Source organism: Virgibacillus sp. AGTR, assembly GCF_016919725.2.
GTDB lineage: Bacteria > Bacillota > Bacilli > Bacillales > Amphibacillaceae > Virgibacillus > Virgibacillus salarius.
The window spans coordinates 1-21,457 of the sequence record NZ_JAJERH010000075.1 but is presented as its reverse complement, the minus strand read 5'-3'; the positions used below and the strand labels follow the sequence as shown (position 1 = coordinate 21,457).

Genomic DNA, 21,457 nt, shown 5'->3' with positions numbered 1-21,457 from the left:
CGTATCCACCCGCTCCATCTTAGTACTTTTATTGTAACTAAAAAAAGATATGAATCCCATAATAACATGGAAATCATATCTCTTTGGACTTTTTCAGTGGCCTCCTATTTTCAGGTGGGTATAATGAATAACCAAATGGAAATCCAGTAAGTTTGCCCACCCGCGAATTTTTAGTTAGCTTTCAACAAAAATTCGGGGTGGGAATCGAACCCACTAGAACCGGCATTGCCGGTGGCGCACCATTTGCCTCCCCTATTTAACTAGTATGATTGTCTTGCTATCGTCAACTCTTTCAATTTAAACTTTGTACGTACTATTATTTTACACTGGATTTGATTAAAATGGAATTGTTTTTTGAGAGCAAAAATCGACATGCTTTTAACGATAAATATGACGTAATGCTTCTGTTAAATATGGAAAGGAATAATGATATTGATGCTCTTCTAATTTATTCGAAATAACGTACTGTCCTTTAGTAATAAGTTGGGACATTTCACCAGTTGCTACATACATAATGGATGAAGGGACGGGTAACCAATATGGGCGTGCTAATACCTTTGCTAATGTCTTCATGAACACTTTATTTTGCTTTGGATGAGGTGCTGTTACATTTACAGGACCTGCTATTGCTTCGTTATGAATACAGTAATCAATAATACGAACCACATCTTCAATATGAATCCAGGATAGCCATTGCTCACCAGTTCCTATTTTACCCCCAGCAAAAAGCTTTACAGGTAAACTCATAAGAGGAAGTGCCCCTTCTTTTCCTAGGATAACGCCGAATCGAGTATAGATCGTACGTATACCTAATTCTTCTGCTTGCTTCGCAGTTTTTTCCCATTTCACAACTACTTTTGCTAGGAAGTCATCCCCTGCTTGTGTTGTTTTTTCTGAGAACATAAGGTCGTCTGAAATACCATAGTAACCGACTGCTGAACCACTGATAAAAACATCAGGAAGCGTCGATAGTTTTTTAATAAACGTGATTAATCTCTCGGTCGTATGTATTCTACTATCCAATATTTTATTTTTTTTCGTTTCCGTCCAGTATCCAAATAGAGATTCACCAGCTAGATTAACAACTGCTTGAATAGAAGGCAACTCCTCTGGTGGGTAATGATAACCAATGAATGTTGCATCAGCTGTATTCACATACTTCTCAGGTGATCTAGTTAATACGTACGTATGATGTTGATGAGCATGAAGATGTCTCATTAGTTCCTTTCCAACAAAGCCAGTACCGCCAGTAATTAGAATATTCATTTTGCTTCACCTTCTTCCAAATTAGTTATCTCTATTATATGCGAATATCCTATTTTTTACAGTTCATTTATTCGATCGACCGCTCCTAACAGAAAAAAGCAGATATTTGTCTGTGAAGAATGAGTAATGGACGGATAAAACAACAGGCATGCTGGTTAATGATTTGGTATGATGGAAAAAAGGGGTGCGTGATGATGAGAAAAATTACCCGAATTACGACACAAAAGAAAAATTCTCAACGTTATAATGTTTATGTAAGTGAGGGAGAAAAAGAGTCTTTTGGCTTTGGCATCGATGAAGCAATTCTTATCGAATTTCAGCTTCGGAAGGGGATGGAGCTGGATGAAGCTACAATAACCGAGCTCCTTAAAAAGGATATCGTTTATAAATCATATCTTCTAGCAATTAATTTCCTAAGCTATCGAATGCGTTCGAGAAAGGAAATTCATGATTACTTGCTTCAAAAAGAAGTTGAACCAGAACATATCTCGATGATCTTAGATCGGTTATCTAATGAAAATCTTATTGATGACCGGCAGTTTGCCGAGATGTTTGTTCGGACAAGGATGAATACATCATCCAAAGGACCAATGATTATAAAGAAAGAACTGATGGAGAAGGGAGTAGCTCCAAAACTTGCTGAAGAAGCAATTCAGTTATATACCTACGAAGCACAATACAAAAAGGTTATTAAATTAGTACAAAAGAAACTTCAACAGAAGAGAAAGGATTCCTTCCGCAAGCAGCTGCAAAACGTACAAGGTACCTTGCAGCAAAAAGGATTTTCACAAGATATTATCCAGACTGTATTAGATGAAAGTAGAGATGGAAAAGATGTGTCGGAAGAATGGACCGCGATTATTTATCAGGGAGAAAAACTTTTAAAAAAGCATTCGCAGAAGCTAACAGGATATGAATTGAAGCAAAAGATAAAAGAAGGCTTATATAGAAAAGGATTTACTTTTGAGTTAATTCATCAGTTTGTTGATGAATATGATAAAGAATCAGATCATTTCTAAAGCATTTTCTTTAGCAGTATGTTTCCATTTCTACTCGGTAATTGGTAGAATGATAAAGGAACGTTGAAAAAAGGATGATTACATTGGCAAACAATTATCGATATAGTGATTACTCACTGGAGCAATTAAGACAAGAAATAGGGAAATTGAAAGAAAAAGCCCAAAGAGCTGAGCAGTTAGGTAATATTTCAGAAGTAGCTGTAAACGAACGAAAAATGCAGGTGGCGCTCGCGTATACACTGAATCCTGAGGATTTTAATGAGCAAGAGACGTATGAATTAAAAAATGATCCGGGCTTTACGTTTAAAATCAATTACATGAATGGTGTGTTTGCCTGGGGCAATCGAATCAATCTTATTGGAGAACTTTATGAAAAGGAAGAGGCTATCCCAATTTCTCTATTGGGTAATAGCGTAAACAAATAAACAGTGTTTCACGGGTCTTCATAAAATAAAATATATGTAATACAAAAATGCCCAAACTAAAATGAATGATTACTGTGGGCACTGGAAATCGGAATCCGCTAAAAGAGCAATTCGGCTCATCAGGCAGATAAAACGTTCGCGCATCGTAGTAAATATTTTAGGTTTAAAGGTAAGGAGCTGACCAGGCGCAGCTCCTTTTAAATCGGACTTTCTTCCACATATAATTTGTTTTGCAGTTTTTTTTCTGAAAAGATCCAGCCCGTATAGGAACTAATTATTTCCATATTTTCGTCAATCTGTACGACTGCAATAAAGGGATAATGTCCTTTTGAGCGGTAGCGTAAATCGATAAATCGGACTTCTGTGAAGTCATCATAGTCGTTTATTTCCCAACGATATACCGGCGAAAAAGATAAAAAGGCAGAGATATTTTTATCTTCTAAAGCAATTTCCATTATTTTTGTATCTGGTAATGGTACTTTATTGAATTCATCAACAATTTCAATATGATTATTTTCAACGCTACCAACATAAAACTTTTGATCTGTTGTTATTGCCACCCGCCAATAGTTTTGTTTAATGGTAGGTGATGTCGCAATTTGCTCAACATCAGGGTAGTGTGCTTTGATCCTCTTAACGATGCTTCTTTTGTCAATATATCGTTTAATATAATAGAGAAAGATAACCGCATAGATGGTAATCCATGTATAGCCTGGATGAGCACCTAATGCCCAAGCGGCTATTCCAGCTATGTGCAAGAAGAAGATATAGGGATCAAAGGTATTAATGAACCCATGTGCTATCCATTTACTTGTGAAAGGGCGATAAGCCTGTGTACCATAAGCATTAAATATATCAACAAATACATGAATAACCACAGCTAAAGCTGTCCATAACCACAAGTGGAAGAAATTCACTTGTGGAACAAACAGATGAATAATATTTGCAATTAATATTCCCCAAATAATTACAGCGGGAATGGAGTGAGTAACTCCTCGATGGTGTCGAATATATGTCGCATTATCTTTTAATTTTAATACAGTATCAAAATCAGGGGCATGAGAACCGGCGATGGTTCCAACAAGTACTGCATTAAATAAAATAGGATCATTGTGAACTACTGGATCTAATGTAGCTAATCCTCCTAGTGCAACACCCATTACAATATGGGTACCAGTATCCATAGATCAGGCCCTCCTTAGGTTGCCTATACTGTTTTCTAGTTTTAATTTGTAAGTTTTCGGTAAAGGGCTATCGTTATGATGTATCATCAATTAAACAATTACGGATTTTGCGATTTTTGTCTGATGTTGACCTCGTAAATCGATGGAATTCGTAGATTTCATATTATTTATTGTACCATACAGGATGTGATTTTATGAGAGATAAAAAACTACAATCTATTGACATTTCAGGATTCCAGAATGATCTAATACATTGGTATCAGAACAATAAGCGTGATCTTCCCTGGCGAAAAGATAAGGATCCATATAAAATTTGGGTTTCAGAAATTATGCTACAGCAAACAAAGGTAGATACAGTTATTCCTTATTTTTATCGATTTATTGAAAAGTTTCCAACTGTCCAAGCACTTGCAGCTGCTGATCAGCAGGATGTTCTAAAAGCTTGGGAAGGGTTAGGATACTATTCCCGCGCAAGGAATTTACAAAACGCTGTTAAGGAAGTTGTAGCTTCATATGATGGAAATGTGCCGGCTAATCCAGAGGATTTAGGAGCCTTAAAAGGCGTGGGCCCGTATACCAAAGGAGCTATCCTATCGATTGCCTTTGATCAACCAGAACCTGCGGTTGATGGCAATGTAATGCGGGTTTTCTCACGGTTATTATTGATCGAGGATGATATTGCACAGCAGCGTACAAAAAAATTATTTGAGTCTTATGTGCGAGAAATGATTGATGAATCAGACCCATCCTCCTTTAATCAGGCAATTATGGAGCTTGGGGCCTTGATATGTACTCCAAAATCACCGGCATGTCTATTATGCCCAGTTCAAGAGCATTGCCAGGCATTTGCTGAGGGTAGGCAAGAAGAATTACCAATTAAAAAGAAAGCAAAGAAACAAAAAACAATACCATATGTTGTGCTCCTAATAAAAAATGAAGAAACAGATACGTTTATCATTGAAAAACGCTCTGATCAAGGATTATTAGCTAATCTTTGGCAATTTCCAATGGTACCAATAAAAGAAATAGGATGGGAACATTTGGAAAGATGGTTCTATAATGAGTACGGTATTACCCTTCAATTGCAGGAAAAGAAAGGGAAGTTAAAGCATGTTTTTTCACATATTATTTGGCAACTTGATATTTATACGGCAACAACGAATATAAGTGTTATGGATGACCACAGATTAAAGGCAGTGGATATGTGTGAGTTAGTCAATTATCCATTTCCAGTTTCCCATCAGAAAATGATGACGTATATCGGTGCTAATCAAATATCACATAATCTTGGCGAGGCTGAGACAAAAGAATGAAGAAACAACGAACGATGATTAGTTGAAATTAATTATCGTTCGTTGTTTGATCAAAATCATTCATTTAGCACCTGAAATAAGCGAGACTCCGGCGTGCCCGCGGAAGGCGAGTATAGTTTCACGGTGCAGCGATGTTACTCCTATTGATAACATGATTATTCGTATTTAGAGTAAGAAGTTGTGTTTTGTCCTAGCCTCGCCTTCTTTTATAGTGTAGGAAATTATAAAATTAGCCCATGTGGAAAAGTATGGGCGTGTTGAGCCGCGTCCAGATCCAGCGCCCAGAAACTCGGCGACTTCACGCCCCTACGCTAAGTCATCAGCGGCTCGCAAACTCGCCGTGATTCCTTTATCTCCATTGACTCGCTCCAGTCGCTACGATTAATACGGGCGCTTGTGCTTTTTTTATTCTTGTCGGTTATGCATTTCTTTATTAATTTCATGCAGAATGGTTAGGCCCTCAGGGTTAATATATGGTAGCAGCTGAGATAATGCATGCTGAAAGTATACTAATTCTTCCTCATTCCACTTTGTCTTACTCATCATAGATAGCTCTGTAAAGTCTCTCTTCGATGTGGTCATTATTTCAGCCTCCAAAGCAATGCTTATCCTTAATATATGTATTTATTTCGTATCTATTCAATATTGGTAAAAACATCCACACCATGCTTTTTTTACTAAATAAAATTTGGATAAAGAAACGTGTTAGTGGACAAATTAATTATTGCGGAGGTGATATTGATGGCTAAAAAACCGAACAAAACTACTGCAGGTACAAACGTTCAAAAGGTTAAGCAACAAAACCAACAAGCCGCTCAAGGGCAAGGTCAGTATGGTACTGAATTTGGTGCTGAACAAACCAATGCTCAGGAAGTTAAACAGCAAAATCAAAAATCTCAGCAAAACAAAAAGTAACTGCGTCCCCCCAATTATTAAGAGCTCCCTTTCTTTAAGGGGGCTCTTTTATCTTTTGAGCATTTTATGTTCTTGTGTATGGTTCGTAATACTTTATATTTGGACTTATTCCCATTATAATAAATGCATGGTCAGTAACGGATGACAAGAAGAAAGGGAGATTGAATGGTTGCTCCGAAATCGGGAACAAAAATTCAGATACAAAGCTATAAACACAATGGACAACTTCATCGTGTATGGGAAAATAGTCTAGTTTTAAAAGGAACGGAAACAATTGTCATCGGAGCAAATGATAAAACAGAAGTAAAAGAAAGTGATGGAAGAAAGTGGATTACTAGGGAACCGGCAATCTGTTATTTCCATTCCAAATATTGGTTTAATATTATCGGTATGCTTCGAACGGATGGCATTTATTTTTATTGCAATATTAGTTCCCCCTTCATCTTTGAGGAAAATGCGATTAAATATATCGATTATGATTTAGATGTGAAAGTTTATCCCGATATGACATTCGATTTATTAGATGAAGATGAATATGAAGAACATCGAAAGCAAATGAACTATCCGAGGGTGCTTGATCGTATATTGCACCAACAATTGGAATATTTATTACGCTGGGTTCGACAAAAAAAGGGACCGTTTCTTCCTGGATTTGTCGATGAATGGTATGAAAGATATTTAACGTACCGTTAATAAGAAACCTTGTTACAAAGCTTGTAGCAAGGCTTTTGTTTGTAGCTATGATGTTATGCGTATAGAAATGAGAATACTAATGATAAGGAAGTTTCTAGACATGAGTTCGATAAAACAGTACATGAAGTTTGTAAAACCATATAAATGGAAGATTATTTGGACAGTACTTGTGGGAATTGTGAAATTTGGTATACCTTTACTGATGCCGCTTATATTAAAATATGTTATCGACAATATTATTGGTAATGACGGTTTGAATCAAGCTGAAAAGACGTCTCAGTTAATTTGGATAATGGGAATAGCCTTTACGATTTTCGTTATTCTGCGTCCACCCATTGAATATATTCGACAGTATCTAGCGCAATGGGTAGGCAACACCATTCTATTTGATATTCGCGATCGGCTTTTTGATCATATACAAAAGTTAAGTCTAAAGTTCTATTCAAAGACAAAAACCGGAGAAATTATTTCCCGGGTAATACATGATGTCGAACAGACAAAGACTTTTGTCATAACAGGTTTAATGAATATCTGGTTAGATCTTATAACCATTCTGATTGCGATTGGGATTATGCTAACAATGGATATTGGGTTAACGATTGTTTCAATTATTTTATTCCCATTCTTTGGTTTTTCCATAAAATATTTTTATGCACGACTACGCCAGCTAACTCGTGACCGATCCCAAGCTCTTGCGGAGGTACAGGGGCATTTACATGAAAGGGTACAAGGAATGCCAGTCACAAGAAGCTTCGCTTTAGAGGATTACGAACAAGAGCAGTTTGAGTTTAGAAACCGTAACTTTTTGAACAAGGCACTTGATCATACAAATTGGAATGCAAAGACATTTGCAGTAACGAATACCATTACCGATTTAGCACCATTATTGGTAATCGCTTATGCAGGGTATCAAGTAATTCATGGGAATTTAACCATGGGGACCATGGTGGCATTTGTTGGCTATATGGAGCGAGTTTATAGTCCGCTACGACGACTCATTAACTCATCTACGACACTCGTTCAATCCATTGCGTCCATCGATAGAGTTTTTGAACTAATGAATGAAAAATACGATATTGTTGATAAAAAGGATGCTATTGAAGTAGAACATGTAGCAGGGGATGTAATGATTGAGAATGTATCCTTTCAGTATGATGATAAAGAAAATGAAGTATTAAAAAGTATTAGCTTACATGTTCAACAAGGCGAAACAATTGCTTTTGTTGGTATGAGTGGTGGGGGTAAATCAACACTTGTCAGTTTAATACCACGCTTTTATGATGTAACAGCTGGTGCCATAAAAGTAGATGGTATAGATGTTAGAGATATGAAAGTCCGATCGCTTCGAGATAAGATTGGAATGGTTTTACAGGATAATACGTTATTTAGTGAATCTATTGCCATGAATATAAGGATGGGAAAGCCGACTGCTTCTGATAATGAGGTTATCGAAGCAGCAAAGGCCGCGAATGCTCATGAATTTATTCAAAGTCTGCCAAATGGATACGATACTTTAGTAGGAGAACGTGGTGTGAAATTATCGGGTGGACAAAAGCAACGTATTGCAATTGCTCGTGTGTTTTTAAAGAATCCGCCGTTACTAATTTTTGATGAAGCGACATCGGCACTTGACTTGGAAAGTGAGCATACGATTCAAGAAGCGATGGAGCATCTCGCATCTAATCGAACAACATTTATTGTTGCGCACAGGTTAGCTACGATAACGCATGCTGATCGAATTGTTCTTATTGAAGATGGGGAGATCAAGGAAGTTGGCTCGCATGATGAATTAATGAAAATGAAGGGACATTATTATGACCTATACCAAGTGCAGCATCTAGATGATGGGACATTATAGAACAGATGCACATGAGAAATTTTGCATGTGCATCTTTTTTCATAGTCTAGGATATTAAAAAATTTGCCCAATAGTTAAATATGGACGTGTTGAGCCCTGTCTAGCTCCAGCGCTCAGAAACTAGGCGTTTTCACGAATCGTTCTACACTAAGTCATCATCCACTTGCAAGCTCACCTTGATTCCTTTATCTCCGTTGACTCGTTCCGTTTCAAATTGGTCGCTTGTTCTTTTGTTCTTAATCTAATTGAGCGAATTGAATGAAAGTTTTTTCATCTTCAATTAATCCACAGGAAGCACACTGTACTCTGTACTTAGGGCCTTGGTATATAGTATGAAAAACTTCTACATTACCATCTTGATAATTATTAATCGTCTCACCTGTAGTTGCATCAATTTTTATCGGCTGAGCAACTTGTTCAATTTTATTAAAACGAGTTTTGTTAGTTTTGCAGTTTGGACAGCGATATGGTTTATTCATAATACCCTCCAAAAAATTGACGTATGCTTAGTTTGTGGCAAAGCAAGAAAAGTATGCATCAACTGATCATTAGAGATATGTTTTGTGAGGAAAAGAAAATTATAGTGGTGAGCCGTCTCCTTCCGTGGACAACGCTTCAGCATCCTTGGTAGCAAAGAACGCTAACAGCGGGATCTTCAGTAGTTGCTTAGAGGAGTATTCGCTTCTTAAAATTCATACTGTCTACGTAGCTTGATAATTAATGTTGGAGGAGGAATACATAAAAAAACTGTTCCACAAGTTTTAGACTTATGGAACAGCTTCTCCATCTTATTTATCTGCCATTTGTTTAAATGCATTTCCTACTGCTTCAATCGTTTCAGCAATGTCCTTTTCCGTATGCTCGGTAGTTAAGAACCATGCTTCATACTTAGATGGTGCAAGATTAATTCCTTGTTCCAGCATCAGTCGGAAGAACGCTGCAAAAGCTTCACCATCACTCGCTTCTGCTTGAGCGTAATTAATGATTTGGTCATCTCCGAAATAAACCGTTAATGCACCGCATAGGCGATTAACAGAGATAGAGATCCCATGGTCACGGGCTTTTTCAAGAATACCTGCTTCAAGTTGTGTACCTAGGGTATCTAATTTTTCATAGACCCCATCTTTTTGCAGGACTTCCAGACAAGCAATACCTGAGGCCATAGATACAGGATTTCCTGCCATGGTTCCTGCTTGATATGCTGGTCCGAGAGGTGCAACCTGTTCCATAATTTCTTTTCGTCCACCGTATGCACCAATTGGAAGTCCACCACCAATAATTTTACCCATTGCGGTCATATCTGGTTCAATTCCATATAGTTGTTGAGAGCTACCGTATGTAAATCGGAAAGCCGTGATAACTTCATCGTAGATAACAAGAGCACCAGCTTCATGAGTTAGGTCATTAACTGCTTGTAAAAAACCTTCCATTGGTTCAACAATCCCAAAATTACCAACAATCGGTTCAACTAATATGGCAGCAATTTGCTCTCCCCACTTATCTAATGCTTGTTTGAGGGCGTTTATATCATTAAATGGAACCGTAATAACATCTTGAGCTACGGATTCAGGTATTCCAGCTGAATCTGGTGTACCTAAGGTTGCTGGTCCGGAACCTGCTTCTACAAGGACTGCATCAAAATGTCCATGATAACAGCCTGCGAATTTAATGATCTTTGTTCGATTCGTATAAGCACGAGCGACACGTATGGTAGTCATCACTGCTTCTGTTCCAGAATTGACAAAACGAACCTTTTCTAATGATGGAATCGCTTCTTTTAGCATTTTAGCAAACTGATTTTCTAGTCGAGTAGGCGTTCCATATAATACACCAGTCGTAGCTGCATGTGCGATTGCTTTTGCAATATGGGGATGTGCGTGTCCTGTAATAATTGGACCATAAGCTCCTAGATAATCAATATATTTATTACCATCAACGTCCCAAAAATAAGCACCTTGGCCACGTTCCATGTATACCGGTGAACCGCCACCTACTGCTTTATAAGCTCGAGATGGTGAATTCACTCCTCCAACAATATGCTTGAGTGCTTCTTTATGAAGCGCTTCTGATTTAGTAAATTCCATGATATTGCCTCCTTTGATATTACATGACCTTTTTTAGCTTGGACGTATAAATATTTCGGATGAAAATAAAGTTGAAAAAGTGAATGACGAAATAAAGCAGGAAGATATAGATACTTGGTAGCATGACCGATGATACAAGCATATTCTGCAATGCTTTAAAGGCAAATCCTGCATGAATGACAGCAATAATAAAAGGCAGGAAGAATAGAAATCCTAGCTGTCTTGTCGCTATTTTTTTCATTTCTTTATTGGTAAGTCCAATGCGATAAAGCGAATGATAGTGACTTAAATCGTTATCAATATCTTGATACATCCGAAAATATAGAATCGATCCAGCTGCTAAAAAGAAAAGGACACTAATAAATATACCAAAAAAGAATAGATAGGACATACTATCCTTCATCGAACTGTAGATTTCAGCTTGAGAATCTGGATAAATTTCGTCTGTGGTTGTATAAGGAAGAATATCCATAATGGTATCTACATGATGAACCCAATTTGGTATGTCCATTACATAATAAAAGTATTTTTCATCAGCAGTAGCATGTTGAATAAATTGCTCAAACGCATGATCGGAAACGATAAGCTGAAAGGAGCTATAGACAGTTGAATTTAAATCAGAATCTATAGTTGATACCGACAGTTCTGCTCGCTCATTAGCAGACTTAAACGTAAGCTTCTCTGGAAAATCCATCGTGTAGGATCTTATAATATCCTGAATAAGAATAAGCCCCTCGTTATCTTTAAGCTTGCTTGGCACTTCCCTATCATTCAGTTGAAGCATAGCCTTATAATCCGAATACTTATAGACTATAAAGGGAGTATCGTTCCATTTATCAATCGTCGATATAGAATACAAACGGGTTGGATAGACTGTCAAAGCTTCGAATGGAACATAATTTTGTTGGAAGGCGCTTTCTATTTCAGCAACATTCGCTTCAAATGCTTCGCGATTTTCCTCCCCACCACTAATTAAGGTAACATCCTGTGGTGCAAATCGTTCTGATTCTTCTTCAACACTTTGAAATAATCCAAATAACACACCTGAAGAAGTAAAGGCTACTGCGCTTAAAATAGTTACTATAAATAATAAGCGTGCATGATCCTTAAGTTTATAAGTTAAATCAGAGATCATTAATAGATTTAAATCTTTATATAAATATTTTTTTCGCCGGCGTAAAACGGTTGTAAAGCCAATGATAAACTGCGTAAACAAAAAATAAGTACCTGGAATGATCAGGGCCAGTATAATGAACATACGATATAATATAGAAATCATATCGGAAGTATAGGCCAGATAATAGGAATACCCAATAGCCGTGAGTGCCAGTAAGCTTAATATCCATGAAAATCGAGGTTTTTCTTTCGGCGTTTTAGTACCTCGAAACACTTCCATAATCGATTTTGTACGCAAGGACCAGACAACCGCAATAGAATTTAGCTCAAACATAATAAAGAATAGAGCTACGGTTATACCAATTGCTTTCCATGACAAGTAGAAGGGAAGAATTTCTCCCGTCCCTAAAATAGCAGAAAAAATCATTAAAAAAAGCTTTGTTAATAGTGCTCCTATGATGATACCAGTAATGATAGAGGCAAGCCCAATAATGGTGTTTTCTGTTATTAACAAGCGGTTTAATTGTGATTTACTAATTCCTAATGTCGTTAGTAGCCCATACTCTTTTTTTCGAGATTTAATAAAAGAGGTAGTAGAATACAGAACGAATAAGAAAGAAAATAGATATATAAATACTTCTGAAACGATTATTCCACTTTGGACAATATCTCTAAAGTCGTATTTTTCTATCTTTGGATGAAAAATAACGACAGCGTACATGAAAAAAACAATCACTGCAAACATACAACTCAAGAAGTAACTAAGGTATGTACGGGTGTTCCGTTTCACATTGTTAAAAGCGAATTGTCTGAAGGTCATTCGTATTGCCTCCTAGTAAGGACTGCACATTTAAGATGTCTTGAAAAAAGCTTTGACGATTATCACCACGATGGATTTCATTAAATAACCTTCCATCCTTAATAAAAATGACCCGCCCACAAAAACTCGCGGCAAAAGGATCATGGGTGACCATTACCGTAGTTGCTTGATTTTCTTGCTGTAGCTGCCTAAGTGATTCCATTACTTGGAGGGAAGCTTTTGAATCAAGATTTCCTGTCGGTTCATCTGCAAATATAATGGTTGGATCATGAATGATCGCTCTGGCAATAGCGGCACGCTGCATTTGGCCACCAGATACTTCCATAATTCGCTTATGAATGATCGTATCAATTCCAAGCTGCTTCGATACCGTTACTAATCGTTTTTCCATTTCTTTTACCTTCATTTTATTTAACGTCAAAGGTAAAAGAATATTTTCTCCTATGGTTAACGTCTCTAATAGATTATAGTCTTGAAAGATAAACCCCATTTCCTTTCTGCGGAATTTGGCAAGTTTTTGTTGTGAGAAGGAAGTTAAGTTTTTTTCATTAATGATTATTTTTCCAGAACTCGGCACATCGATAGTGGATAAGAGGTTTAATAACGTTGTTTTACCACTACCTGATGGTCCCATAATACCAATAAATTCACCTTTATTAACAGTTAAGTGGAAATGATGTAGGGCTTCGTAGGATCTTCCGCGTTTACTTCCATATATTTTTGTTAAGTTATCTGCTTTAAGTACTTGCATGGTTTACCTCCTATTCGCGATGCTTTAGTGCTGTAGCTGCTCTGCTCTATATAGTATAGTAAAATACTGCATCATTCCTCTATTGTTCTTTCTTTCAAATGAAAAAATTAACCTTACAGTCTTGTAAGGTTAGCTTAAATGAAAGTGAATGGTCACAGTTGTTCCCGCACCCTCCTCAGACGAAATGAATAGATCATGTCCGAGTTCTTGGCAAATTTCTTTTGAAAGATAAAGCCCCATACCAGTAGATTCTCGAAATTTTCTTCCATTACGCCCTGTGAAGAAGGGGTCAAAAACCCTTGTTAGATCTTCACGCGGGATACCATAACCAGTATCCTTTATCTCGAGGGAGAGTAGCTTTTTCTTTTTCGTAGTGGAAAAGTATATATACTTTGAATCAGGCTTTGAGTATTTAATGGCATTCGAAACAGCTTGGTTAAGAACGAATCGTAGCCATTTAGGATCTGTCGTAATCTTCTCATGCTCATCCATTGCCAGTTCAGGAAATACTTGATTACGGATAAAGCTTGATTTGAAATCTTGAATCACTTCTTTTACAACATTTCGTATCGCAACCTGTTGTACATGGAAATCTCGATCGAATTTTTGCAAGCGTGATTGATATAATGCTAAATCTAAGCCTTGCTGCATTCGTTCTAACTCCTCTTCCATACTATGTAAGAAATGATGAGGAAGCTGTAATTTTTCTTTTTGTAAGGTTAAATGCATGACAGATACAGGTGTTTTCATTTGATGTACCCATTGTTGAATAAAGTGAAATTCCATTTGTTTTTGCAATTTAAGCTGCTCAATTTCCTCGGCATATTGATTTGACTGCAGATCATGCTGTCTTTTAAGATTTTCCAGTAAACGATTTGGTGGATCTGGTAGCCAATTACTATATCCCTCATCTCGGTGAATGATCATATAATAATCGCGTAGTCGATAATAACGATAAGCTAAAAAGAGTAAAAGGCAACATGTAAGCAAAATAAGTAAATAATAGATGATATCCCAACTTAATGGCACGGAAGTAATACCGTAAAAAAGCTGTATAATCGCTATTACAAGAAAGAGCTGTAGATAGAAAAAAAGGATAAATGGAATACTATCTTTTAAAAAGTCTTTCATTGTTGCTCGCTCCAAGTATTAATCATTTTATAACCAGCGCCTCGTACTGTTTGTATGCTTTGTTCTATTCCAATGTCTTCTAGTTTCTTACGAAGACGTGTAATATTAACAGATAAAGTATTATCATCAACAAACTGCTCATCATCCCAAAGCATTTCTAATAAGTAAGTTCGAGATAATACTTGATTAATATTATCCATAAACGCTTTTAATAAAATAAATTCATTTTTTGTTAATAGCGCTTTTCGTTCTTGGAACATAGCTTCCATTGCTGTTAAATAGAGACTAAAACCAGCAACCTCTAGTAAATCAGCTTGCTTACTGCTAGCATATTCTCCATAAATTCGCCTCATAATACCTTTTATTTTTGCTTGAACAACATCGAAATTAAAAGGCTTTGTTATATAATCATCTCCACCATTTTCAATTGCCATTACTTGATCCATTCCAGAATCCCGCGCAGAAATAAAGATAATCGGACAATTAGATACACTGCGAATTTTACGGCACCAATAAAATCCATCGTACCTGGGTAGATTGATATCAAGTAGAATTAAATGAGGTTCAATTTCCATGAATTCTTCTAGAATATGTTCGAACTCTGTTACAATGCTCACGTTGTATTCATACTTTTCAAGGTAATCCTTCAATAATCCGGCTATTTTAGGATCATCCTCAATGAGGTATATTTTTTTCATCTCTTGCCACCGTCCTTTTCTTCAATAAAGGGAAGTGAGTATCTAGTTCCAACCAGAAGTAAGGATGGACATGATACACGTATTGTTTTACTTCTATAGCATTCATTCTATCCTATCTTATCCAGAATATAAAATAAATGACAAGCATACTTCGTCTACTGCATAGATATAGAATAACACTAGGTAGAGGGGATAGGATGGTCATCGTGCTTTGGTTAGTGATCGGAGGGGTTATTACAATATTAATAAGAAGCCTTATTGATTTTATTCGAGGAGGAAAGGTTCAGAAGCGACTGCGTGAAAGTGGATTTTCTTTAGAACTTTTCTATGCACTTCTTATTATATATTGCATCGTGATTGTTGGGTTTGCAGTTATTTATTTTTTGTTATCGATGGAGGGCATTATTCTAGTAGAAAATGGAGAACTGAGACAGGTGAATGCGCTAGGATCGATGATACATTCTTTATATTTTAGCGGAGTAACAATACTAACAATAGGTTATGGGGATATAACACCAATTGGAATTGGTCGGTTCATTGCTTTAATCGAAGCGCTGGTTGGTTATATTCTTCCAACTGCATTCGTACTGCGACTTGTCCAGAATCAGGAGCGAAGCAGAGATCAATGAAACGTATGCTCTAATATGCTATAGTAAAGATAGAAACAGTTATTTGGAGGGATAAAATGACAGTACAAGCAGGAGAAAAAGTAGCTAATTTTACATTACCAGACCAAGATGGGAATCAAGTGAGCTTATCCGATTTCCAAGGCAAGCATGTTGTTCTCTATTTCTATCCAAAGGATATGACACCGGGCTGTACGACGGAAGCTTGTGATTTTCGTGATGCTCATGAAAGCTTTAAAGAATTAGATGCTGTAATTATTGGAATTAGTCCTGACCCAACTACATCGCATCAGAAATTTATGGAAAAACATGATCTCCCTTTCTTACTTTTAGCAGATGAAGACCATCAAGTGGCTGAACAATTTGGAGTATGGAAGCTGAAAAAGAATTTTGGCAAAGAGTATTATGGCATTGAACGGTCAACGTTTATTATTGATAAGGAAGGAACATTGCAACAGGAATACCGGAAAGTTAAAGTGAAAGGGCATGTGGAAGAAGCTCTAACCTATATTCGTGAGCGACTAAACTAAATTAAGAGGTAGTAGGTAGCTATTCAAGGCTACACAGCTTGTAGACGTACATCATCTACAAGCTTTTTTCTTGCATCATTTTTTAACACCATATGCTAAAAGACTTCAGTTTGATCTTCCATCCCGTATATTGATGAGAACGGATCTAATAAATGCATCACTAGCAAACCGACCGTGGCTTTTCTGAAATATTGTCATAGTTCACATTCAGGTTGAATAGATTATAGTACTATCAACTCTATTAAAGAAATCTGAGGTGGTTACGTTGGAAATACAAAGAAGATCGACAAGAATTGGGAGAATAACTAGTGTGCAGAGTAGAGGATATCGTATCATTAAACGCTTATTCGATATTATTGGTAGTACAATATTGTTACTTTTACTAGCGCCGGTCATGTTTTATATTTATAGGAAAATAAAAAAATCTGAAGGAAAGCCTGTTTTCTATCAAGAGCTTCGATCTGGGGCAAATAATAAACCATTTGTTTTATATACATTTCGTACAACTACGACTCCTTCACGTGTTATACATGGTTTTCCTCCATATCCATTTCCACCTTCATGGCAGTCAGGGGTGCCAAATGAATTTACCTTCATTCCTAATCCGACCGTAACGATAACCTCAACCGGATTGTGGTTAAGAAAGTATAAATTGGATAAGCTACCAATGTTGTTTCATGTATTCATTGGTGACATGAGCTTTGTTGGACCACAATCAGAACTTCAGGAAATAACAGAATTTTATAATGTATATCAAAAGCAACGATTAAAAATTCGACCAGGTATAACCGGTGTCGTTCAGCTTGCGAATAAGAAAAAATTAACGTATAAACAGCAACTGGAAATGGATTTAAATTATATTAAATATCATACTTGGCGGACAGACATACAAATACTTTGGAAAACCATAAAAAAGGTAGTCTAACCGTTCATCCTACCTTCCTGTTCTATTGGCTGAAAAACCATTAATATAGAACTAAGTAATGGAGATAGGAGAGAATCAATCATGATATTATTCACGGCAAGCATTTCTGAAAAACATCAGAATCGACTATTAGAAAAATATTCCGAGCAGACGTTTGTTTTTGGGGGGGGAAGGAAGAATTAGAAACACATATTGCAGATGCCGAAATAGTGGTTACGTATGGAAATGATATCAATGATCGTCATATCGGTCGGGTAATTCGGTTAAAGTGGCTGATGGTATTATCAGCAGGAGTCGACGAATTACCACTACTTTCAATAGAAAGAAAAAACATTCTACTTACAAATGTAAGTGGAATTCATAAAACGCCAATGGCAGAGTACGTTTTTTCAATGCTATTACAGGTTTACCGTCAGGCAAAGCAACTATATGAGAATGAAAGCAATCATCGATGGGATCAACGAGTTAATATGGTAGAACTTTCGGGAAAGACAATGCTCATTCTTGGTACAGGTGCGATTGGTCAAGAGGTAGCTCGCCTTGCAAAAGCGTTTCAATTACAGACCATTGGTATCTCACGTAGTGGGCAAGCACTCGAGAACTTTGATGCGATTTATATAACGGATGAATTATATCGATTATTACCCTATGCAGATATTGTTGTATCTGTTTTACCGAGTATGAAAGAAACAAAGAGATTATTTACGATCAAGCATTTTCAACAATTACCAGAACAAGCTGTGTTTCTAAACATGGTCGTGGTGATGTTGTAGCTGAAGAAGTTATTAGAAGCTATCCAAAAGGAGTACATAGCACATGCTATCCTCGATGTGTTTGAAGTGGAACCGTTACCAATAGACCACTCATTCTGGGAAGAGGAAAATATTATGATAACACCGCATATCTCTGGATTGTCAGAGCAATATGTAACGAGATCTCTAGAAATTTTTCTACAACACCTTGATACGTATATAAGTGGGTAGTATGATTTTATCAATAAAGTGGATGTCAGGAGGGGATACTAATGATGCGAATTTATACACGCTCTGGAGATAAAGGCGAAACATCATTACTATATGGAAAGCGGGTTGTCAAAAACGACATGCGAGTGGAGGCTTATGGGACCTGTGATGAAACAAATTCAATGATTGGACTGGCCCTAAGCTTTTTACAAGAAGAAACGTTTAAAGGGAAAGAACAGTTGCTGGATAGGATGTACCGTGTCCAAACCATATTGTTCCATGTAGGTTCAGAACTAGCTACACCTGTTGGTAAGGAAGTAACATGGGAATTGAAGCAAAAGCATATTAAGGAATTAGAAGATCAAATAGATGATTGGGATGCGCATTTGCAGCCGTTAAAGAATTTTATCCTTCCATCTGGTCATCGAGCGTCGGCGGCATTGCATGCAGCGAGAACAGTAGCTCGCCGTGCAGAAAGGTTGGCAGTAGGAATTAAGGATGTAAATCCACTTGTCGTAGCTTATTTAAATCGTATTTCTGATTTTTTGTTTGTTGCAGCGCGTTATATTAATCAATTACTAGGTGGAGAAGAGAGACCACTAGAAGTAGATGTCTAATAGTGGAATTATTATCAAATGAGAATTAGGTTATATAAACGATGGAATATAATATACTAATATTGACAGAATACATGAAGAAGGCGTAAACTAATTATAAAGATTATAAATTAATAATTAATTATCATTTATAGAAACTATTGAAAGCGAGGTGGATGAGGGTGTCTGAAAATCGATTACAGGAAGCAATAAATACATTAAAAGCGTCAGGCGTCCGGATTACACCACAACGACATGCGGTTCTTGAGTATCTTCTCAATGCTATGGTTCATCCAACAGCTGATGATATTTATAAAGCACTTGAAGGTAAGTTTCCAAATATGAGCGTTGCCACTGTTTATAATAATCTCCGGGTTTTACGAGAAATTGGTCTTGTACGCGAGCTAACCTACGGTGATGCATCCAGTAGATTTGATTGCAACACATCGGATCACTATCATATCATCTGTGAGTCATGTGGAAAAATTGTTGACTTTCACTACCCACCATTGGATGAGGTAGAGTCATTAGCTGAACAGGTTACTGGATTTAAAGTCAGTCATCATCGCATGGAAGTGTATGGTAAATGCGAGGAATGCCAAGAGACAGCTACCAAAAAGCACTAATTAAATGTTATCTGCTCCAAATACCTATTTAAGGTGTTTGGAGCTTTTTCTATAAAAATTTCATAAATAGGTATAAGGTCATAGGTATTTATACTAAAAAATTCGCCAGTCGTGGCGAATTTTTATTTAACGTACGATAGTAAAAACACTTTATTCTATTTAGAAGGTGAAATATGTGCTATTGATTCTTTTCTTTTTGCTTCGCCCTTATTTCTTTACGATAACGACGTGTGTTATATTTCTCATCGAATTCCTTACCTTCTAGATCTTTATCCAAGGTTAATGGCTGTTTACAATGCATACAAGCATCTACTCGTCCAAGCATTTTTGTAGGTTTTTCACAGTTTGGACATACGATTGGAACTGCTTTTAATGATAGTGTTCCAATCCAAAGATAGACAACGCAGCTTAAAATAACCATAATAACACCGAGAATAAAGAAGATTACCATTAACCATTCTATTCGCTTGGTCAAAATGCCACCATACATTAATAAAATACCAACAAACACTAGGATTAAGGCAAATGATCGAATTTTATTTATCTTACTCGAATAGACTATCTGAGCCATGTCGAACCTCCTTATTCATACACTAGGTAGTATAGCATATTTTAATAGAAAATTTGATTGTAAGAAAGGATTTCAAATATCGACAACGAAATATAGTATAAGTAAGCGAATCAACTAAACATATATGAAAGAAATTAAAAACTGGAGGAAATCGCAATGGAAAATTTCCTGAGACCCATTTATCAAAAACATGCAAGTGATTCTAATACATTAGGCGTATTAATTCTTGAGAAAACAAAGCCAGATAGCCCAATTACTGATAACTTTGACGTTATATTACTAATTATTGTGAAGGAATCACAACAAGATTGGTATGTCAAGCACTATGAATTTGATCATAAAACCTGTGCACTACATATGGTAAAAGAAGATTTATTAATGAAGTGGATTGATACGAGCGGTTATCGAACTGCTGTAGAATGGATTATTTATGGAAAGGTGATTTTTGATCGTAATGAGTACATCCTTCAGCTGAAAAGTCAATTACGAGATTTTCCTGATAATAAGCGTGATTTAAGAAAAGCCATTGAATTCGGTAAATTAGTGAAAAGTTATAATGAAGCGAAAGAATTGTTTGAATCGGAGGAATATAAGGATACGAATAGCAAAATACTATACTCCTTACACTATTTAGCACGACTTGCAGTTATTGAAAAAGGGTATTATCCAGAGGTTACTGTTTGGAGTCAGGTTAAGCAAATCGATCTTGAAGTATATAAGCTATATGAAGAGTTTATTGAAAGCAATGAAGATATGAAGAAGCGGATTCAGCTAATGCTGATAGCAATGGATTATGTCATTAGCAGTAGAGCAAAGGTTTCCGTAAAGCATTTATTAGATATTATGGAAACAAGTGAAGATGCTTGGTCTTATGCTGATCTGAAATCATTGCCAATGATCTCACCGTATTCGTTGGATTTATCTGCTATAATTGCCTACTTGGTAGAGAAGGACATTATTTTAACGGTAAGAGAAGAAACAAAGGGAGCAGGTGTTTACCATCGTAAGTACAAAATTCATGATTAGTGGAACCACCTTCTGCTTGAATGCATAGGATTATATGGGTGATGCAGGAATACAAACGGTTAATACTGCATCCCCTTTGATATTTTTATTAAGGTGCTATTAAAAAAATGTAAAATAACCGTTGACTTTGTAATATAACCATGATAAAGTTAAATCCGTCGCAAAAATCCGGTTTGGATTTAACGACAGAAAACAAAAAAATATAAATTGTTTGTTGACATAAAACTAGCAAACATGATATATTAATAAAGTCGCCAATTTGAACAGCAAAAAAGTTAAGTGAAAAAAGTTATTGACTTGAGCTGATAAAATTGGTATAATA

General features: G+C 36.5%; 22 protein-coding genes and 1 pseudogene. 13 read left to right on the top strand and 10 right to left on the bottom strand.

Features of this window, described 5'->3' with window-relative positions:
• Positions 1-378: 378 nt before the first annotated feature.
• On the bottom strand, positions 379-1,266 hold the full coding sequence (locus tag JUJ52_RS19220; protein ID WP_205389673.1) for a TIGR01777 family oxidoreductase: 888 nt from the start codon (positions 1,264-1,266) through the stop codon (positions 379-381).
• Positions 1,267-1,460: 194 nt separating this feature from the next.
• On the opposite strand from JUJ52_RS19220, the gene recX reads away from it, so the two are divergent.
• Both recX and JUJ52_RS19210 read left to right on the top strand, forming a co-directional pair.
• Entirely contained in the window at positions 1,461-2,285 is an 825-nt protein-coding gene (recX, locus tag JUJ52_RS19215) for a recombination regulator RecX (protein ID WP_026680498.1), read from the top strand.
• 83 nt (positions 2,286-2,368) lie between these two features.
• Entirely contained in the window at positions 2,369-2,710 is a 342-nt protein-coding gene (locus JUJ52_RS19210; RefSeq protein ID WP_228089106.1) for a YfhH family protein, read from the top strand.
• A 197-nt stretch (positions 2,711-2,907) separates the two neighbouring features.
• On the opposite strand, the gene JUJ52_RS19205 is transcribed toward JUJ52_RS19210, so the two are convergent.
• A complete protein-coding gene (locus JUJ52_RS19205; RefSeq protein ID WP_026680500.1) occupies positions 2,908-3,894 on the bottom strand; it encodes a metal-dependent hydrolase in 987 nt (328 codons plus the stop codon).
• A gap of 194 nt (positions 3,895-4,088) precedes the next feature.
• Between JUJ52_RS19205 and mutY the strand changes: the two genes are divergently transcribed.
• Complete coding sequence (gene mutY / locus JUJ52_RS19200; protein WP_051388283.1) at positions 4,089-5,207, top strand: A/G-specific adenine glycosylase; 1,119 nt, start codon at positions 4,089-4,091, stop codon at positions 5,205-5,207.
• A gap of 405 nt (positions 5,208-5,612) precedes the next feature.
• On the opposite strand, the gene JUJ52_RS19195 is transcribed toward mutY, so the two are convergent.
• Positions 5,613-5,789: a hypothetical protein gene (locus JUJ52_RS19195; protein WP_162986376.1), complete on the bottom strand. Its 177-nt coding sequence runs from the start codon at positions 5,787-5,789 to the stop codon at positions 5,613-5,615.
• 159 nt (positions 5,790-5,948) lie between these two features.
• Between JUJ52_RS19195 and JUJ52_RS19190 the strand changes: the two genes are divergently transcribed.
• The 3 genes from JUJ52_RS19190 (at position 5,949) to JUJ52_RS19180 (ending at position 8,673) form a co-directional block, all read left to right on the top strand.
• The gene (locus tag JUJ52_RS19190) at positions 5,949-6,122 is read left to right on the top strand and encodes a gamma-type small acid-soluble spore protein (protein WP_026680501.1); all 174 of its coding nucleotides are present in this window, start codon (positions 5,949-5,951) and stop codon (positions 6,120-6,122) included.
• A gap of 165 nt (positions 6,123-6,287) precedes the next feature.
• Entirely contained in the window at positions 6,288-6,815 is a 528-nt protein-coding gene (gene ntdP, locus JUJ52_RS19185) for a nucleoside tri-diphosphate phosphatase (RefSeq protein ID WP_026680502.1), read from the top strand.
• A 100-nt stretch (positions 6,816-6,915) separates the two neighbouring features.
• Entirely contained in the window at positions 6,916-8,673 is a 1,758-nt protein-coding gene (locus JUJ52_RS19180; RefSeq protein WP_205389674.1) for an ABC transporter ATP-binding protein, read from the top strand.
• A gap of 236 nt (positions 8,674-8,909) precedes the next feature.
• Here JUJ52_RS19180 and JUJ52_RS19175 read toward each other — a convergent pair whose 3' ends face one another.
• From JUJ52_RS19175 to JUJ52_RS19150, 6 genes are all read right to left on the bottom strand, one after another.
• Complete coding sequence (locus JUJ52_RS19175) at positions 8,910-9,152, bottom strand: hypothetical protein (protein ID WP_026680504.1); 243 nt, start codon at positions 9,150-9,152, stop codon at positions 8,910-8,912.
• A 309-nt stretch (positions 9,153-9,461) separates the two neighbouring features.
• On the bottom strand, positions 9,462-10,757 hold the full coding sequence (locus tag JUJ52_RS19170) for a glutamate-1-semialdehyde 2,1-aminomutase (protein WP_205389675.1): 1,296 nt from the start codon (positions 10,755-10,757) through the stop codon (positions 9,462-9,464).
• Positions 10,758-10,776: 19 nt separating this feature from the next.
• Positions 10,777-12,693 carry an ABC transporter permease gene (locus JUJ52_RS19165; protein ID WP_205389676.1) on the bottom strand — a complete coding sequence of 639 codons (1,917 nt, stop codon included), beginning with the start codon at positions 12,691-12,693 and terminating at the stop codon, positions 10,777-10,779.
• Positions 12,668-13,444, bottom strand: coding sequence for an ABC transporter ATP-binding protein (locus JUJ52_RS19160; protein WP_026680507.1), 777 nt, complete (start codon positions 13,442-13,444; stop codon positions 12,668-12,670). The genes JUJ52_RS19165 and JUJ52_RS19160 overlap by 26 nt, the downstream gene beginning before the upstream one ends.
• A 129-nt stretch (positions 13,445-13,573) precedes the next feature.
• On the bottom strand, positions 13,574-14,575 hold the full coding sequence (locus JUJ52_RS19155; protein WP_226983627.1) for a sensor histidine kinase: 1,002 nt from the start codon (positions 14,573-14,575) through the stop codon (positions 13,574-13,576).
• Positions 14,572-15,273: a response regulator transcription factor gene (locus JUJ52_RS19150; RefSeq protein ID WP_121604741.1), complete on the bottom strand. Its 702-nt coding sequence runs from the start codon at positions 15,271-15,273 to the stop codon at positions 14,572-14,574. Before JUJ52_RS19150 ends, JUJ52_RS19155 begins: the two co-directional genes overlap by 4 nt.
• A 197-nt stretch (positions 15,274-15,470) precedes the next feature.
• Between JUJ52_RS19150 and JUJ52_RS19145 the strand changes: the two genes are divergently transcribed.
• The 6 genes and pseudogenes from JUJ52_RS19145 (at position 15,471) to perR (ending at position 19,538) form a co-directional block, all read left to right on the top strand.
• Complete coding sequence (locus JUJ52_RS19145) at positions 15,471-15,902, top strand: potassium channel family protein (protein WP_205389677.1); 432 nt, start codon at positions 15,471-15,473, stop codon at positions 15,900-15,902.
• Positions 15,903-15,958: 56 nt separating this feature from the next.
• Positions 15,959-16,429, top strand: a complete 471-nt coding sequence (bcp, locus tag JUJ52_RS19140; protein ID WP_026680511.1) for a thioredoxin-dependent thiol peroxidase — start codon at positions 15,959-15,961, stop codon at positions 16,427-16,429.
• 265 nt (positions 16,430-16,694) lie between these two features.
• A complete protein-coding gene (locus JUJ52_RS19135; RefSeq protein ID WP_034678746.1) occupies positions 16,695-17,354 on the top strand; it encodes a sugar transferase in 660 nt (219 codons plus the stop codon).
• A 209-nt stretch (positions 17,355-17,563) separates the two neighbouring features.
• Positions 17,564-18,337, top strand: a pseudogene (locus JUJ52_RS19130) (D-2-hydroxyacid dehydrogenase).
• Between the two features lie 44 nt (positions 18,338-18,381).
• Complete coding sequence (locus JUJ52_RS19125) at positions 18,382-18,933, top strand: cob(I)yrinic acid a,c-diamide adenosyltransferase (protein WP_121605868.1); 552 nt, start codon at positions 18,382-18,384, stop codon at positions 18,931-18,933.
• A gap of 155 nt (positions 18,934-19,088) precedes the next feature.
• Positions 19,089-19,538, top strand: a complete 450-nt coding sequence (gene perR / locus JUJ52_RS19120; RefSeq protein WP_034678747.1) for a peroxide-responsive transcriptional repressor PerR — start codon at positions 19,089-19,091, stop codon at positions 19,536-19,538.
• A 178-nt stretch (positions 19,539-19,716) separates the two neighbouring features.
• Here the strand turns inward: perR and JUJ52_RS19115 are convergent, their stop codons facing one another.
• Entirely contained in the window at positions 19,717-20,109 is a 393-nt protein-coding gene (locus JUJ52_RS19115) for a YgzB family protein (protein WP_026680515.1), read from the bottom strand.
• Between the two features lie 156 nt (positions 20,110-20,265).
• Between JUJ52_RS19115 and JUJ52_RS19110 the strand changes: the two genes are divergently transcribed.
• Positions 20,266-21,135: a nucleotidyltransferase-like protein gene (locus JUJ52_RS19110; protein WP_205389678.1), complete on the top strand. Its 870-nt coding sequence runs from the start codon at positions 20,266-20,268 to the stop codon at positions 21,133-21,135.
• The last annotated feature ends 322 nt before the right edge of the window (positions 21,136-21,457 follow it).

Bases quoted from the DNA above. Each gene is read 5' to 3' on its own strand.
- JUJ52_RS19220 (WP_205389673.1), bottom strand. From the start codon at position 1,266: ATGAATATTCTAATTACTGGCGGTACTGGCTTTGTTGGAAAGGAACTA.
- recX (WP_026680498.1), top strand. From the start codon at position 1,461: ATGAGAAAAATTACCCGAATTACGACACAAAAGAAAAATTCTCAACGT.
- JUJ52_RS19205 (WP_026680500.1), bottom strand. From the start codon at position 3,894: ATGGATACTGGTACCCATATTGTAATGGGTGTTGCACTAGGAGGATTA.
- mutY (WP_051388283.1), top strand. From the start codon at position 4,089: ATGAGAGATAAAAAACTACAATCTATTGACATTTCAGGATTCCAGAAT.
- JUJ52_RS19195 (WP_162986376.1), bottom strand. From the start codon at position 5,789: ATGACCACATCGAAGAGAGACTTTACAGAGCTATCTATGATGAGTAAG.
- JUJ52_RS19190 (WP_026680501.1), top strand. From the start codon at position 5,949: ATGGCTAAAAAACCGAACAAAACTACTGCAGGTACAAACGTTCAAAAG.
- ntdP (WP_026680502.1), top strand. From the start codon at position 6,288: ATGGTTGCTCCGAAATCGGGAACAAAAATTCAGATACAAAGCTATAAA.
- JUJ52_RS19180 (WP_205389674.1), top strand. From the start codon at position 6,916: ATGAGTTCGATAAAACAGTACATGAAGTTTGTAAAACCATATAAATGG.
- JUJ52_RS19175 (WP_026680504.1), bottom strand. From the start codon at position 9,152: ATGAATAAACCATATCGCTGTCCAAACTGCAAAACTAACAAAACTCGT.
- JUJ52_RS19170 (WP_205389675.1), bottom strand. From the start codon at position 10,757: ATGGAATTTACTAAATCAGAAGCGCTTCATAAAGAAGCACTCAAGCAT.
- JUJ52_RS19165 (WP_205389676.1), bottom strand. From the start codon at position 12,693: ATGACCTTCAGACAATTCGCTTTTAACAATGTGAAACGGAACACCCGT.
- JUJ52_RS19160 (WP_026680507.1), bottom strand. From the start codon at position 13,444: ATGCAAGTACTTAAAGCAGATAACTTAACAAAAATATATGGAAGTAAA.
- JUJ52_RS19155 (WP_226983627.1), bottom strand. From the start codon at position 14,575: ATGAAAGACTTTTTAAAAGATAGTATTCCATTTATCCTTTTTTTCTAT.
- JUJ52_RS19150 (WP_121604741.1), bottom strand. From the start codon at position 15,273: ATGAAAAAAATATACCTCATTGAGGATGATCCTAAAATAGCCGGATTA.
- JUJ52_RS19145 (WP_205389677.1), top strand. From the start codon at position 15,471: ATGGTCATCGTGCTTTGGTTAGTGATCGGAGGGGTTATTACAATATTA.
- bcp (WP_026680511.1), top strand. From the start codon at position 15,959: ATGACAGTACAAGCAGGAGAAAAAGTAGCTAATTTTACATTACCAGAC.
- JUJ52_RS19125 (WP_121605868.1), top strand. From the start codon at position 18,382: ATGCGAATTTATACACGCTCTGGAGATAAAGGCGAAACATCATTACTA.
- perR (WP_034678747.1), top strand. From the start codon at position 19,089: ATGAGGGTGTCTGAAAATCGATTACAGGAAGCAATAAATACATTAAAA.
- JUJ52_RS19115 (WP_026680515.1), bottom strand. From the start codon at position 20,109: ATGGCTCAGATAGTCTATTCGAGTAAGATAAATAAAATTCGATCATTT.
- JUJ52_RS19110 (WP_205389678.1), top strand. From the start codon at position 20,266: ATGGAAAATTTCCTGAGACCCATTTATCAAAAACATGCAAGTGATTCT.